This window comes from Roseivirga sp. E12 (assembly GCF_017592825.1).
Taxonomy (GTDB): Bacteria; Bacteroidota; Bacteroidia; order Cytophagales; family Cyclobacteriaceae; genus Roseivirga.
Genome location: NZ_JAGFMD010000001.1, coordinates 604,041 through 617,614, shown reverse-complemented (window position 1 = coordinate 617,614; position 13,574 = coordinate 604,041). Strand labels below are relative to the sequence as shown.

The following is a 13,574-nucleotide window of genomic DNA, read 5'->3' as shown; positions in this document are numbered from 1 at the left end:
GCTTATGGCAGCAAAACAGACTAACGACTCTTCCGAAGAGAACGAAAAGCCCAAAAGGCCGGCTCGTAAGACGCCTGCAAAGAAGACTGCAGCTAAGAAGTCGACCACAACGACTAAAAAACCAGCAGCAAAAAAAGCCACTACTACAAAGACTACAGCCAAGAAAACAACTGCTAAAAGAGCAGCTTCTAAGAAACCTGTAGGACGAAAAACAACACCTAAGGCAAAGGAACCAATTGTCTCAGATGATGATCTTGGCTTAGATGATATCAGCCTAGAGGCAACAGAAGATAGTGTTGTCCCTGTGGTTGAAGAGCAAAAGAAGCAAGAAAAGCCAAAACCAAAGCCTCAGGCGAAGCCTAAAGCGGCACCAAAACCAAAGCCTGTAGCCGAAAGCCCAGCTCCAGTTAAAAAGGAGCCAGAAGTAGTGGCCAAGAAAGAAGAACCTAAGGTGGCTGATGAGCCTAAAAGAAAGAATAGTTCAGGGCCAATTTTAATTGTAGTTATCGTTTTAGCCCTGGCAGCCGCAGCCTACTATTTCTTGATATTCAAACCACAAGAAGAGCAAGAAATCCAAACGCCTGTTCAGGAAGAAACAGAACAACCAGTAGTAGAAGAGGAGACAGTAGAGCCGGAGCCACAGGTAGTAGAACAAACTCCCGATCCTGAACCTGAACCAACTGTATCCTTAACCACAATTTCAGAGCGTGGTGGTCGTTTTTACATTATTGTTGGAAGCTTCTATGATGAGGATTTGGCCATTGATAAAGGCAATGAAATAGTAGCCGCAGGAACTAATGCATACCTACTGAAACCGACAGGAGATAAAACCCTCCATAGAGTAGGAATAAATGTAGTTGATCAATTATCTGATGCCGCGAGTGCGATGGAGGATTTGAAATCAGAATACGGTGATAATATCTGGGTATTGAAATATTAAAATGACGTTGATTCAAAATTTAAGTGCTGCCGATACCACGAATGTTGGTGCAGGTGAAGATCAAGTATTGTTCTTTTTTGAGCTGATTTTAAAAGGAGGGTTCTGGCTAATACCCATTGCGGGTTTATCGATAGTGGCAATTTATATCTTCTTTGAGAGGTTAAGAAGCTTGAATAGGGCATCGAAAACTCCCTTTGAGTTTATGGAGAAGATTAAGGATTTGGTCGCCAATGGGGATGTAAATGGTGCTAAACTCCTATGTTCTCAGACTGATTCACCAATCGCTAAGATGATAGAAAAAGGAATCCATAGAATTGGTAGTCCTTTAAAGTCCATTGAAGCATCCATTGAGAATGTGGGAAAAATTGAAGTCTACAAGCTGGAAAAGAATCTCTCGCTATTGGCTACAACCGCTGGTGCTGCCCCAATGATTGGGTTCTTAGGGACCGTTTCGGGTATGATACAGGCATTTATTTCAATAGCGCAGGAGGAAGGGTCGGTAAGTCCTAAACTTCTATCTACAGGTATTTATGAGGCTATGATTACTACTGCAGCCGGATTGGTTGTTGGTATCATAGCTTATTTAGGATACAATTACTTGGTTTCTAAGGTGCAGAAGGCGATCCACTACATGGAATACACTTCGATTGATTTCATTGACTTACTTCAAGAACCTCAATAATGGATATTAAATCAAAACATAAGGTTGATTCAGCTTTTAGCATGTCGTCTATGACAGATATTGTATTTCTGTTATTGATATTCTTTATGCTGACTTCCTCCTTTATTACCCCATCTGGTTTACCCGTGGATTTGCCATCAGCAGCTGCTACTAGTATTTCTTTACAGAAGAATAGTGTTACGGTAGGCGAAGGCAATATCTTTTACGTAAATGATAAGGAAGTATCGCTAGGGAACTTGGAAAATGAGCTTTCGAAAGTCATTTCTGAGCCAGGTGGAACGGTTAGTCTTCACTTAGACAAAACCATAACGGCCGAAATTTTCGTAAAGGTAACTGGTATCATTGCCAAACTAGAGCAAAAGACAAACTTGGTGGCTAAAGCAGAGTAGTATGTCAGATCAGGAAAAGAAAGATAAAAAGTTCAGCATTATCATGACCAGCACGGTCCATGGGCTGATCATATTGCTTTTGGTTTTCCTTGTCGCATGGCGAGCACCAGATCCGCCAATCGAAGAATACGGCATTGAATTGAATTTTGGTTTCCAAGAGCAAGGCGGAGGTGATGTTGAAAGAGATACAGATGCACAGTTAGAAGAAACAGTGGAGGACACACCTCCTGATTCAGAGGTTGATACTGAACAAACTGAGACACAAACCGAAGAAGTTGATCCGGTTGAGGAAGTCGTTGAAGAGGTCGTTGAAGCTGAGCCTGAAGTGAAGGAAGAAGTTGTTCCTGCCAAGGTTGAAACAGAAGAGACTGTAGAAGAACCTCCAACCAAAGAGGTAATCGAAGACCCTATTACTACCAAAGAAGAATCTGAGGTGAAGGTTGAAGAAGCTACTCCTGTGAAGAAAGAAGAAGAGGTAGTCGAAAAACCACCAGTAGAAGAGAAAAAGGAAGAAGTCCAGCCTAAGCCTAAACCAAAACCTGTTGTGGATCAAAGAGCACTAATGGGAGGCAAGAAGAAGGAATCCGATTCTAAGGAGGCTGCTTCAAACAATCAAGGAACATACCCGGACAAGAAGGGTAATCAAGGAGACCCTGAAGGGAATAAGAAAACCGATGGAATTAATCCTGATGGGTCTGATATAGGTTCTGTAAGTTATAGTCTCGATGGCTGGAAGTGGGAGAGACCTCCTACCGAAAAAGACGATTCACAGATAGATGGTGTCATCCGTTTTGGAATTGATGTTGATGATCGCGGAAAGGTTTTGACAGTTTCTGTATTACCTGGAACTACAATCAGTGATAATACCATCGTGGAGTTCTATAAGAAACAGGTGCTCAAACTCAGCTTTATACAAACCGATGGTTCTAAAGCACCTGCTCCGATATCAAAAGGTGAAGTGACCTTTGTGATTAAGACGAATTAATTCGCCTTTCTAATCACACCAGCACCACTGATTCTACTTGTGATCTGAGGGTCACCCATGTATTTCACTACCCCAGCACCGGAAATGTCCACATTCAGTGATTCAGTGACGTTCGTTTGAACTTCACCCGATCCTGAAACGCTGACCGTTGTTGTAAGCGTTTCCAAGCCATAGGCTTCAATTTTGCCAGCACCAGAAATTCGAGTGCTCAATTCATTGGCTGTACCACATACAGTGATCACACCGGCTCCAGTTATTTCTAGTGTTAATTGCTCTACATTGAGACACCCCTCTGTGCTAATGGAACCAGCACCAGTGATGCTTAGCTTTTCATAATCAAGTGCTGAGACATATATTTCAAGTGTTCTGACATTTCTCAAATTATGATTGGTACTTATTCTCAAAGTAGAACCAATGACCTCTGTATCAATTACACTCAATAGATTTTCGTGAGTTTTGATCCTCAAGGATTCGCCTGGCGCATCAATGATATAGACCTTAGCAGGAACATTAACTGCGATTGATGAATAACCTGTAAACTCACGTTCCTCGTTTATGATCGAGCCATGAGCATCAATTGCATCATTATCGCAGGCTGTAATAAAAAGTACTGCAAACATTAAGCTTAAAAAAGTGATTTTCGTTTTCATGATTTTTTGTTTTTGACGTTGTTCAATACTATGACGCCTTACAATTCAAAGACACGTAAGCCCATCTAAAATTTGAAGTGCTAGATGTCAATAAATGCGTACTAACATTATCTTCGCAGCATGAACTACCAAGAGACGCTTGACTATCTCTTTCAAGCACTCCCAATGTATCAACGTGTAGGTAAGGCCGCTTTTAAGAAGGATCTGTCTAATACCATAGCGCTATGCGAACATCTAGGTAATCCGCAAAATGGTTTTAAGAGCATTCATGTCGCTGGAACCAACGGTAAGGGTAGTTCTTCCCATATGCTTGCATCAATACTTCAGGCTTCAGGCCTGAAAGTTGGGCTTTATACATCTCCACACCTGAAGAATTTTACGGAACGGATTAAGATCAATGGTCAGGAAATCTCACGCCTCTCGGTGATTGAGTTCGTAGAAAGTAATAAAGCAGTCATTGAGACAATCCAACCCTCGTTTTTTGAAATGACTGTGGCCATGGCCTTTGACCACTTTGCAAGAGAAAAAGTAGATATAGCGGTTATAGAAGTAGGATTAGGGGGGCGGTTAGACTCTACCAATATTATCACACCTGAAATCTGTCTGATTACCAATATTGGCTTCGACCATATGGAGATGCTTGGTGACACCTTGCCAGAAATAGCTCGGGAGAAGGCCGGGGTTATCAAGGAAGGCGTCCCTGTTGTAGTGAGTGAACTCAATACAGAGACTAAACCTGTTTTTGATTCAGTGGCAGCTTCTCGAAAAGCTCAAATATCTTATGCCGATAAAGATACTTCCTTAGAAACTGACTTGAAGGGCGGCTATCAGCAAATGAATGTCTCAGGAGTGCTTAAAGTGATTGAAGTACTTGGTGATTTGGGTTGGGATATTGAAGAACCAGCCATTAAGAAAGGCCTCTTGAATGTGGTCAGAAGTACAGGGCTGAAAGGTCGCTGGCAGACTATAGGAATAAATCCTTTAACTATCTGTGATACAGGTCATAATAAAGATGCATTTCAATACATAGTTGATCAATTGAATGATCAAAAATTTCGAGAGCTCCACATGGTTCTGGGCTTTGTCAATGACAAGAATATTGATGATTTGATCCACATGATTCCGAAGAATGCTCATTTGACTTTTTGCCAATCATCCGTTCCTCGTGCCATGCCATTGGAGGTTCTAAAATCAAAAGTGAATGCCTTAAACATCGAGGCCGAATTCATCAGAGATGTCAATGAAGCAATGACTCATGCTAGAAATAGAGCGGAAGAGAATGACTTGATATTTGTGGGAGGTAGTACATTTGTGGTGGCCGAAATAGATAATCTTTAATATGCCAAGAGCTAAGCTAAAACGCTTTGACGAGAATAAATTACTCCCGAATCTTTTGCAAGAGGGGAAGGAAGGCTTCAATGACCTTAAGGGAAACTGGAATGGGCTTCATTTCAAGAATGAGCTGCCTATTACAGTGGAAATGGGTTGTGGCAAGGGAGAGTACACGATCGGCCTGGCCAGAGTATTTGAAGATCGGAACTTCATTGGTGTCGATATAAAAGGAGACAGGCTTTGGACTGGAAGCAAGCAGGCAATCGATGAGAAGCTTGAGAATGTGGCGTTTCTTAGAACTTTAATCCACAATATTGAAGGCTTTTTCGCCCCTGGAGAAATTGATTCATTATGGATCACCTTTCCCGACCCAAGGCCAAAAGATCGTGATATAAAAAGGCGGCTTACGTCTCCACGCTTCTTGGATATGTATAAGAACCTGCTGAGTGATACCGGGTCCGTTTACTTCAAAACTGACAACACTGACCTTTTTGAGTATACAATTGAGACCTTAAATGAGCGTAAGGACATTCTTGACCTTAAGTATACATTTGATCTATATGCTTCCGAGTATGTAGATGACCACTACGGGATCAAAACCAATTTCGAGCAGAAGTACTTGGACTTGGGTGAGAAAATAAAATACCTGAAATTCAGGTTCGATAAATGAGCAATCAAGAACTTTTTGGAAAACAAGTAAACTGGCTAACGGCACTTTACTTCTTAGTATTTGGTGTCATACTAGTGCTTACGGCTCATGGTGATGTCGTACTTTGGTTAAATGAGCGCCATACACCTTTCTTCGATGCCTTTTTTAAATACTGGACCTATTTGGGTGACGGAGTCTTACTTGGAGTTCTTGGTCTTGGCCTTTTGCTTTCTAACTACTATCGTTTTTTGACATTCATGATAGCAGTAGCTCTACAGACCGTATTTGTGCATGTATTTAAGCAATGGCTTTCGGCAGGAGAGCCGCGTCCTAAGACATTCTTTGCGGATCAAATTGATACACTCAACTTTGTCGAGGGAGTGACGGTTCGAGGTTATGATAGCTTTCCTTCAGGTCATACGGCTTCTGGATTTGTACTGTTTTTCTTTTTGATACTACTTGTAAAGAACAAAGCATTGAAAACCCTATGCTTTGTGACGGCTGTACTGGTGGGGCTATCGCGAATCTACTTAATCCAGCATTTCGCTAGAGATGTCTATGTAGGAAGTCTTTTCGGTGTAATAGCGGTGGTGATCTCTGTATACTTGATGCGCAATCAGTCAGAAAAGACGAAGCTACAACGTGGTCTTCTAAAGCGATAAGCTATTGCCTTGATCGATCCCACATCATAAGAAGCGAAGTAGGGTTTTCGAACAGATCGCGTGCCTCAGACACATACTTGACGCCAGGGATCTGCTCAAGTTCTGTGCGATACTCAGTACGGGATATTATGTATCCCTTCTCATATTGGAGCATAGTCTTCTGGATATCGACTAAATCATTATATCGCGTAATCTCTCTCTCAAGCTCAAACACGAAAGCAGCATTAAGTCGCTTAAAGGAAATGACTTTGGCACTGGTATCCATTTGTGGTACTAGCTTTCTCACTGGATTTTCGGCATCTACTTTCGGGAAAATCAAGTAGAAAAAGAGTATGATCACGACAATCCAAGCGGAAACATTGACTCTTAATGCAGCCTCGATATTCTTTTTACCAAAGGCATAAAACAGAATGAGAATGCCTGCAATAGTTAGTACGATAAAGTAGTAGCTCAAATCAGTCAGGTGAGCTATCGTTTTGTCTCCCTTTAGACCGAAATATATACCAATAGGAAAGCCAATGAGAAGTACAGCATAGGCAATAAGACCAATTCTGTTCCCCAGCTTATCTAACCATGATGACTTAATTTGACTCACATAAACTCCTAAAATCACAGCCAGAACAGGATATGCCGGTACTGTATAGTTCGGAAGCTTAGTGCTAGACGTAGCGAAGAAGACTAAGATAATGGCCACAGCGAGGCCACAATAGAGTAAGGCATCATTCTTTCTTTGTTGAAAGGTGTGCTTCAGTGACTGAAATACAAAGGGAAGGAAAGTCAGCATCCCTAAAGCAAAGACAAAGGCAAAAGTCAATAAGAATAAACCCTCATGACCTTCCATAGCATCTGAATAGCGAGAGAAGTTATGCTTGAAAAAGAAATCATCCGTCCATGCACCATTGGTAGCTTTGTGCACCTGCCAATACCAAGGAAAGGCAACTAGCAACGAGACAATGATTCCTCCGAAAGGCTGAAGTCTCCAGATAGTCTTCCATTTAAAATCCCGATTAAAAATCAGGAAGGCTAAAGCGGTCAAACCCGGTAGGGCCAAAGCAATAGGGCCTTTTGTAAGTAGTCCACAGCCAATGGCAAAATAATAAGAAAGCAACTGCCATTTACTGTTGGTCTTATACGCCTCATAAAATGAGAAGAATGCCCATGTGGTAAAGAAGACCAGATATGGATCTGGCACAGACATATGAAATTGTAAGTTGAAGTGAATGGAGGCGATCAGCACCAATGCGCTATTTATGGCCGCCTTTTCGCTAAAGTTCTTCCTGACAAAGAGGAAGGTGATTAGTATGGTCAATACACCCATTATCGAAGAAAAGAATCGTGCTCCGAAGGCGTTGACTCCAAAGAGTTGATAACCTGCTGCCATAAAATAGTAATGCAGAGAAGGCTTATCGGTTCTTAATTCCCCATTGTAATAGGGTACCACATAATCTCCCGATTCGAACATGGCTCTGGCTGCTTCCGCGTTTTTTGCTTCGTCTAGGGCATAGACATCGAGCCCTCCAATATTGGCGAACGATACTGCAAATGCGAGTGCAAGAATTATAGCAAGGGGGAGATGCTTATTCATGAAAGGGCAAAGCTACACGAAATGCGCTTTATTAGGTATTTGAGGTAGAACTCTTTTACTTTGCAACTTCAAATTTTTGCTATGAAGCTATCCGTTGTTGTTACCGTTTACAACGAAGAAGATAATGTGATTCCACTCTGTGAAAAAGAGTACGAGGCCCTCGAAGGAATTGACTACGAATTGATTTTAGTTGATGATGGATCTACTGATAAAACAGTGGAAAACATTAAGTCCATTGCCAACGACCGCACCAAGCTCTTGATATTCAATAAGAATTATGGGCAAAGCACGGCTATGTCTGCCGGTATTGACGCTGCTCAAGGTGACTATATCGTCACGATGGATGGTGACTTACAGAACGATCCTGCCGACATTCCAAAGATGATGCAAAAGCTCGAAGAATCTGGAATGGATGTAGTAGCTGGTGTAAGGGCGAACAGAAAAGATGGCTTCGTCTTGCGAAAGTTCCCTAGTAAAATCGCCAACTGGATTATCAGAAATACTACAGATGTCCGCTTGAGTGACTACGGATGCTCATTAAGAATCTATAAGCAGGACATTGCTAAGAATTTGGGTTTATATGGTGAATTGCACCGTTTTATTCCCGTTTTGGCTAAGCTTCAAGGAGCGAAGATGACAGAGGTGGATGTTAACCACCATGCAAGGATTCATGGGGAATCAAAGTACGGAATCAACAGAACCTTCAAGGTGATGGCCGATTTGATTTTGATGATCTTCTTTCAGAAGTATTTAAGAAGACCAATGCACCTTTTCGGAGGCTTGGGAATCATCACTTTTGGTATTGGCTTTATGATCGACCTGTATCTTGTCATCTATAAGTTTGCTACGGGTGCCGATATCTGGGGAAGACCCTTGCTACTCTTGGGAAGCATTATGATTCTTGCAGGGATACAATTTGTGACCGTGGGAATTATTGTTGAGATCATGATGAGGACCTATTATGAGTCTCAAAACAAGACAGTCTATCGTTTGAAAGAAACCTACATTGGACAAGCAAAGGCTTAAACGTTGGGGTAAGCTTTTTAGCCAAGTTGTAATTGCAGCAATCGCAATCTACTTTGTACTGAACGAAATAGATGTAGATGAATTGAAGCGCAGTCTTTTAGGTGCTAAGATTGGTCCTTTGATCATAGCCTTTATGGCCTTCAATGCTTCTAAGCTGCTCAGTGCCTTCAGACTGAACTATTTCTTTAGAGCTCTAGGACTCAAACTCTCTGAAAACTTTAATCTCAAGCTCTACTATCTAGGAATGCTCTATAATCAATTCCTTCCCGGTGGTATTGGTGGCGATGGCTATAAGGTCTATCTGCTTAATAAGACTTATAAGTCACCCTTAAAAGGATTAATTGCAGCAACGCTCTTAGATAGGATCAGCGGTGTCGTTGCTTTGGGCTTCTTGGCTTTTGGCCTAGGTCTGCTGGGCTCGGCTAAAGATGCGATGGAAGGTTATGGGTTTTTGCTTTGGATAGGATTAGTCTTAGCATACCCTGCATACTATGTCTTGGTAAATGTTTTCTTCAAAACCTTTAAGAAAGTCAATCACATTACGAATCTGCAGGCCCTTGGTGTGCAGTCTTTGCAGCTTGTCTGCGCATTCTTTATTCTGAAAGCATTGCATATTGATAGTGGTTTTATTGACTACTTCACGCTCTTTTTAGTGTCTTCAGTATTGGCAGCATTACCGTTCTCTTTACCAGGAGGACTAGGTGTAAGAGAGTTGACATTTACTGTAGGACACGAACTCTTTGGTTTAAACGAAACAGCTGCTGTGGCACTAGCCTCGCTCTTTTTTCTAATCACGCTGTTAAGCTCTCTGTTGGGGGTTCTTTACCTGAAGATAGGTAAACACGCACCTAAGCCCGATGCCACAACGCCCATAGTATCAGAAACTCCTGAATGACTTATAGTCTTAACGCATTACTGAAACAGTAATACAGAGTAACTCATTAGTACAAGCTCTCAGATCAGTAAGTAAGAATAGTAGCGGTTCCCTTTCCCAGTTCGGTTACACTCACCATGTATATCTTGCTGTAGTCATCTTCCGACAGCTGTTTGAATTGGTCCGAACCTGTGAGAAGATTGGCTACAAGAGGGGTGGTATTGGAGTGACCTGAAATCACCACTGTCTTCCCCTTATATTTTTCCATTATGTCTTTAAGGAAATCAGCACTTCTTGGATCGTAAATCGTGATCTCAAGTCCTTTGGCATCTGCGATCGGTTGTACTGTGCTCTTCGTTCTTTTATACGGGGTAGAGTAAAGGGCCGCAATGTCAGCTTGTGTCAAGATTTCATTCAAAGCCTTCGCTCTCTTAATTCCTTCCTCTGACAAACTAGGATCACGGGGATCATCCTTGGATTTTTCGGCATGACGAACCAGAATAAAGGTGGTGACATCAGTTTGAGCATTTACATTAATGGATAATGCAGAGATAAAAAGTATAAGAGCAATTCGTTTCATATCAATAGTTTATGAAATCAAGGTAATCAGTAGTGACCGATTTTCGTATCGTGGGAGGGATATTTTATAGGAATGGCAAGAATGAACAGCTAGGCCATGTCATCAATCTCTAATAACTCCAGGATGTCGGCAAGCTCATCAAAGTCCTTGTATCCAGGCCTTATTTCGCTTCCGCCTTCCAGAACAATCCCTTTTGCAGTCGAAGATTTAAGTATGGAGTCGAGATTGTTGATATCAAACCCTTCAGTCAATAAAACGGGGAACTGATAATCTGAGGTTTGATCAGTCGATAGAAGAATGTGTGATAGGCTCTCATTTGAAAGTGTCCAAGCTTCGATCGCTTCATCAAGGCTTTTAGCTACAAAACTTACTTTCAAACCAGTCGATAGAGCTGATTCAATTTGACTCAGATTTTCAATTTGCAAGGCATCTAATGCATAGCCTTCAATTGCCTGCTTAATATCAGTTGATTCATTTGTGATTTCTCCTACAAACTCAACACCGGAAAGCCAGTCGGACATTTCCTTAAACTTTTCTGCATCAGTGTAATTGGAGTGATCGGCTTCGATATTAAAACCAAGTTCATTTACCTCCATACCAGCGCAATAGCGCGCATCACTGAGGTTGTTAATTCCATTTACACGTACAAAAGTTCTTAGAGCCATAATGATCAAATCGCTAATCGAACGCAAATTAAGGCAATAAAATCTATAATTGACAAGCGATATGAACGTGTTAGAAGAGATTCTCTGCCATGCCGTTAGGGTCTTTCATTAAATACATGTATTCATTACGTGACTGCCGACTGACGACATGCTAAGATTAGTGGAACAACGTTAACTATACATCACCTAAACCTGTTAATTTTACAGTAATGCGCTTTAGACTTGAATATCTTCTTTTATCCTTACTCGTGATCATCTCTTCATGCGGTAATACGAATGTTGAAGATGCCGAGCCACCTTTAGATCCGGACTTAGGAAAGTCTTTCTTTTTTCTAGCCCCCAATAAGTATCGCGAATACGATGTATACGAAATCCGATACCTGGCGGTAGACATTAGCGATACCCTTGAGTACCAACTTAGGGAAGAGGTGAGGGATGAGTTTACTGTCAATGGCATCGAATCAAGGCTGGTTCATAGATTAACACGAGACAATAGCAGTCAGCCTTGGCAGCTTGATTCAGTATGGTCGGCCAGAGTTGAGAGAGAGTGGGCTGTATCTGTAGAAAACAATCTCCCTTTACAAAAAATGGTCTTTCCTGTTGATACTACCCGTAGGTGGGATAGAAACCTTTTTAATAGCAGTGAGCCTGTAGTTCAAAAGTATCTGACATTCAATGAGCCATTCACTCAAGGCTTTAATACTTTCCTGAAAGCGACAGTTGTTGAGGTTAGTAATGAGCGAAGTCAAAACCCTGATGGTATTGATGTAACATTTAGAGATCTCAGAACTGAGGTTTATGCAGATAGTATCGGTTTGGTGAGAAAAGAGTATGAACAATTGAGGTTTTGTACAGTTGGACCGTGTGCTTTACAAGAAATTGTTCAATCGGGACGTTATTACAGAGAAGAACTCACGGCCCATGGCTTTTTAGATGACGCGGGTAACTAGCACCATATTCCTTTTACTATTTATATCCGCGACTAGCCTCGCTCAGGATCGATATATGGTCTTTTTTAAAGACAAAGCCAATAGTCCTTATTCAGTTACTAATCCTCAAGCATTTCTATCGCAAAGGTCACTCGCCAGAAGATTAAAAAACAATGTTCTGGTAAGCGAAGAAGACTTACCTGTCAATCAGTCCTACATTGATCAGGTGGCTGGCTTGGGAATCGAAACTTACTTCTCTACCAAATGGATGAATGGAGTGCTGGTTCAAATGCAGTCAAGTCAAGTGGGTGAAGTCGAATCACTTGACATAGTTGAGAGCGTGGAATATGTGGCACCCGGAGATATACTCACGCCAATTCCTTTTGGCAGAGCAAAGTTTACTGACAGCCCAATCGAACCATCTCGAATTGTTGAAAGGCAGTTTCAAATGCTCGAACTTGATTTAATGCACGAAGCTAATTTTATGGGAAATGGCGTAATGGTTGCTATTCTAGATGATGGCTTTCAAAACTACACCTCATTGCCTGCTTTTCAGCATGCTGTTCTAAGCAATAGGATATCGTATACGTTTGATTTTACGAGGAATCGGCCCGATGTCGATAACAGTTTCAACCATGGTTTGAGAGTGATGTCCTTGATTGCTGCTAACACTTTTGACATAATAGGTGGTGTACCGAACGCTGAGTACTTTTTGGCAGTAACAGAAGCACCAGGTGAATATAGAGTTGAAGAATACAACTGGCTCTTTGCGGCAGAAAAGGCGGATAGTGCTGGGGTAGACGTAATTAATACCTCTTTAGGTTATAATGATTCGTTTCAGGATGACAGTATGGATTATTCCGTAGCTGATATGGATGGCAATACTGCCGTTATTACCAGGGCTTCGAACATAGCGGCTTCTAAGGGTATTGTGCTGGTGACAAGTTCCGGTAATTCTGGCGATGATGCATGGAGGATTATCACTGCCCCTGCCGATAGTGAACATGTTTTAACGGTTGGTGCAGTAGATGCAGGAGGGACTCTGTCTGGCTTTAGTAGTGTCGGGCCAAGCGCTGATGCAAGGATAAAGCCTGATGTTGTAGCGCAAGGCGTAGGCACAAGACTGTTGACAAGTTCAGGAGCAATTGGTTTTCAAAATGGTACGTCCTTTTCGGCACCCTTAGTCACATGTTTGGCGGCAGGTCTTATAGAAGCATTTCCTGAAATGGCTGCTAGTGAGATTAGAGATATAATCAAACGGTCAGGTAATATGGCCGATGAGCCAAACAATCTCTTTGGCTACGGAATCCCCGGATTTATGAGAGCCTCAAGAATTGCTAATGAAGCCTTGATTCCAATAGAGAACGGTATCATAACCTATCCAAACCCAACGGATTTACCTTATTTCACCGTAGCCTTTGAGGAAGATCTTGTAGGTACCTCTATTAATGCTCAACTACTCACTAGTGAAGGCTCGGTGGTACGAGACTACAACTTTAGACCAAACTTGTTCTATAATAGGTTTCAAATTGATCTTACCGGTGTTACCAGTGGCTTACTGATTCTAAAGTTAGTAACACCTTCCGGTGTAGTCACCAAAAAGATCATCAAAGCACAATAGTTCAT

Annotated in this window: 15 protein-coding genes; 11 read left to right on the top strand and 4 right to left on the bottom strand. The window is 41.7% G+C overall.

Annotation, left to right across the window (positions count from 1 at the left end; translation table 11 throughout):
- Window positions 1-4 precede the first annotated feature (4 nt).
- Genes J4E76_RS02650 through J4E76_RS02635 form a run of 4 tightly spaced genes read left to right on the top strand, consistent with a single transcriptional unit; the run spans window position 5 to window position 2,996 of the window.
- Window positions 5-940 (top strand): SPOR domain-containing protein, encoded by a 936-nt coding sequence (locus tag J4E76_RS02650; protein ID WP_208501055.1) that lies wholly within the window; start codon window positions 5-7, stop codon window positions 938-940.
- A 1-nt stretch (window position 941) separates the two neighbouring features.
- Window positions 942-1,622, top strand: a complete 681-nt coding sequence (locus J4E76_RS02645; RefSeq protein WP_208501054.1) for a MotA/TolQ/ExbB proton channel family protein — start codon at window positions 942-944, stop codon at window positions 1,620-1,622.
- Entirely contained in the window at window positions 1,622-2,011 is a 390-nt protein-coding gene (locus J4E76_RS02640; RefSeq protein ID WP_208501053.1) for a biopolymer transporter ExbD, read from the top strand. The genes J4E76_RS02645 and J4E76_RS02640 overlap by 1 nt, the downstream gene beginning before the upstream one ends.
- Window position 2,012: 1 nt before the next feature.
- Window positions 2,013-2,996 (top strand): hypothetical protein, encoded by a 984-nt coding sequence (locus J4E76_RS02635; protein WP_208501052.1) that lies wholly within the window; start codon window positions 2,013-2,015, stop codon window positions 2,994-2,996.
- Here the strand turns inward: J4E76_RS02635 and J4E76_RS02630 are convergent.
- Window positions 2,993-3,646: a head GIN domain-containing protein gene (locus J4E76_RS02630; RefSeq protein ID WP_208501050.1), complete on the bottom strand. Its 654-nt coding sequence runs from the start codon at window positions 3,644-3,646 to the stop codon at window positions 2,993-2,995. The genes J4E76_RS02635 and J4E76_RS02630 overlap by 4 nt on opposite strands.
- 120 nt (window positions 3,647-3,766) lie before the next feature.
- Here J4E76_RS02630 and J4E76_RS02625 point away from each other — a divergent pair, with 120 nt between their 5' ends.
- The 3 genes from J4E76_RS02625 to J4E76_RS02615 are packed head-to-tail and all read left to right on the top strand — an operon-like array spanning window position 3,767 to window position 6,289.
- Window positions 3,767-4,984, top strand: a complete 1,218-nt coding sequence (locus J4E76_RS02625) for a folylpolyglutamate synthase/dihydrofolate synthase family protein (RefSeq protein WP_208501048.1) — start codon at window positions 3,767-3,769, stop codon at window positions 4,982-4,984.
- 1 nt (window position 4,985) lies between these two features.
- Window positions 4,986-5,648 carry a tRNA (guanosine(46)-N7)-methyltransferase TrmB gene (gene trmB / locus J4E76_RS02620; RefSeq protein ID WP_208501046.1) on the top strand — a complete coding sequence of 221 codons (663 nt, stop codon included), beginning with the start codon at window positions 4,986-4,988 and terminating at the stop codon, window positions 5,646-5,648.
- Entirely contained in the window at window positions 5,645-6,289 is a 645-nt protein-coding gene (locus tag J4E76_RS02615) for a phosphatase PAP2 family protein (RefSeq protein ID WP_208501044.1), read from the top strand. The genes trmB and J4E76_RS02615 overlap by 4 nt, the downstream gene beginning before the upstream one ends.
- 1 nt (window position 6,290) lies before the next feature.
- On the opposite strand, the gene J4E76_RS02610 is transcribed toward J4E76_RS02615, so the two are convergent.
- Window positions 6,291-7,874 carry a glycosyltransferase family 39 protein gene (locus tag J4E76_RS02610; RefSeq protein WP_208501043.1) on the bottom strand — a complete coding sequence of 528 codons (1,584 nt, stop codon included), beginning with the start codon at window positions 7,872-7,874 and terminating at the stop codon, window positions 6,291-6,293.
- An 81-nt stretch (window positions 7,875-7,955) separates the two neighbouring features.
- Here J4E76_RS02610 and J4E76_RS02605 point away from each other — a divergent pair, with 81 nt between their 5' ends.
- Window positions 7,956-8,900 carry a glycosyltransferase family 2 protein gene (locus J4E76_RS02605; RefSeq protein ID WP_208501042.1) on the top strand — a complete coding sequence of 315 codons (945 nt, stop codon included), beginning with the start codon at window positions 7,956-7,958 and terminating at the stop codon, window positions 8,898-8,900.
- Complete coding sequence (locus J4E76_RS02600) at window positions 8,881-9,795, top strand: lysylphosphatidylglycerol synthase transmembrane domain-containing protein (RefSeq protein ID WP_208501041.1); 915 nt, start codon at window positions 8,881-8,883, stop codon at window positions 9,793-9,795. Before J4E76_RS02605 ends, J4E76_RS02600 begins: the two co-directional genes overlap by 20 nt.
- Before the next feature lie 64 nt (window positions 9,796-9,859).
- Here the strand turns inward: J4E76_RS02600 and J4E76_RS02595 are convergent, their stop codons facing one another.
- Together J4E76_RS02595 and J4E76_RS02590 are read right to left on the bottom strand one after the other, a co-directional pair.
- Window positions 9,860-10,354 carry a histidine phosphatase family protein gene (locus J4E76_RS02595; RefSeq protein ID WP_208501040.1) on the bottom strand — a complete coding sequence of 165 codons (495 nt, stop codon included), beginning with the start codon at window positions 10,352-10,354 and terminating at the stop codon, window positions 9,860-9,862.
- Between the two features lie 89 nt (window positions 10,355-10,443).
- Window positions 10,444-11,019 carry a phosphoribosylanthranilate isomerase gene (locus J4E76_RS02590; protein ID WP_208501039.1) on the bottom strand — a complete coding sequence of 192 codons (576 nt, stop codon included), beginning with the start codon at window positions 11,017-11,019 and terminating at the stop codon, window positions 10,444-10,446.
- Between the two features lie 209 nt (window positions 11,020-11,228).
- On the opposite strand from J4E76_RS02590, the gene J4E76_RS02585 reads away from it, so the two are divergent.
- Together J4E76_RS02585 and J4E76_RS02580 are read left to right on the top strand one after the other, a co-directional pair.
- Entirely contained in the window at window positions 11,229-11,969 is a 741-nt protein-coding gene (locus tag J4E76_RS02585) for a hypothetical protein (RefSeq protein ID WP_208501038.1), read from the top strand.
- Window positions 11,953-13,569, top strand: a complete 1,617-nt coding sequence (locus J4E76_RS02580) for a S8 family serine peptidase (RefSeq protein ID WP_208501037.1) — start codon at window positions 11,953-11,955, stop codon at window positions 13,567-13,569. The genes J4E76_RS02585 and J4E76_RS02580 overlap by 17 nt, the downstream gene beginning before the upstream one ends.
- Window positions 13,570-13,574 lie beyond the last annotated feature (5 nt).

What these genes read in the sequence shown, in the direction of transcription:
- J4E76_RS02605 (WP_208501042.1), top strand. Translation starts at nt 7,956, where the DNA reads ATGAAGCTATCCGTTGTTGTTACCGTTTACAACGAAGAAGATAATGTG.
- J4E76_RS02595 (WP_208501040.1), bottom strand. Translation starts at nt 10,354, where the DNA reads ATGAAACGAATTGCTCTTATACTTTTTATCTCTGCATTATCCATTAAT.
- J4E76_RS02615 (WP_208501044.1), top strand. Translation starts at nt 5,645, where the DNA reads ATGAGCAATCAAGAACTTTTTGGAAAACAAGTAAACTGGCTAACGGCA.
- J4E76_RS02625 (WP_208501048.1), top strand. Translation starts at nt 3,767, where the DNA reads ATGAACTACCAAGAGACGCTTGACTATCTCTTTCAAGCACTCCCAATG.
- trmB (WP_208501046.1), top strand. Translation starts at nt 4,986, where the DNA reads ATGCCAAGAGCTAAGCTAAAACGCTTTGACGAGAATAAATTACTCCCG.
- J4E76_RS02585 (WP_208501038.1), top strand. Translation starts at nt 11,229, where the DNA reads ATGCGCTTTAGACTTGAATATCTTCTTTTATCCTTACTCGTGATCATC.
- J4E76_RS02640 (WP_208501053.1), top strand. Translation starts at nt 1,622, where the DNA reads ATGGATATTAAATCAAAACATAAGGTTGATTCAGCTTTTAGCATGTCG.
- J4E76_RS02635 (WP_208501052.1), top strand. Translation starts at nt 2,013, where the DNA reads ATGTCAGATCAGGAAAAGAAAGATAAAAAGTTCAGCATTATCATGACC.
- J4E76_RS02645 (WP_208501054.1), top strand. Translation starts at nt 942, where the DNA reads ATGACGTTGATTCAAAATTTAAGTGCTGCCGATACCACGAATGTTGGT.
- J4E76_RS02650 (WP_208501055.1), top strand. Translation starts at nt 5, where the DNA reads ATGGCAGCAAAACAGACTAACGACTCTTCCGAAGAGAACGAAAAGCCC.
- J4E76_RS02610 (WP_208501043.1), bottom strand. Translation starts at nt 7,874, where the DNA reads ATGAATAAGCATCTCCCCCTTGCTATAATTCTTGCACTCGCATTTGCA.
- J4E76_RS02630 (WP_208501050.1), bottom strand. Translation starts at nt 3,646, where the DNA reads ATGAAAACGAAAATCACTTTTTTAAGCTTAATGTTTGCAGTACTTTTT.
- J4E76_RS02590 (WP_208501039.1), bottom strand. Translation starts at nt 11,019, where the DNA reads ATGGCTCTAAGAACTTTTGTACGTGTAAATGGAATTAACAACCTCAGT.
- J4E76_RS02580 (WP_208501037.1), top strand. Translation starts at nt 11,953, where the DNA reads ATGACGCGGGTAACTAGCACCATATTCCTTTTACTATTTATATCCGCG.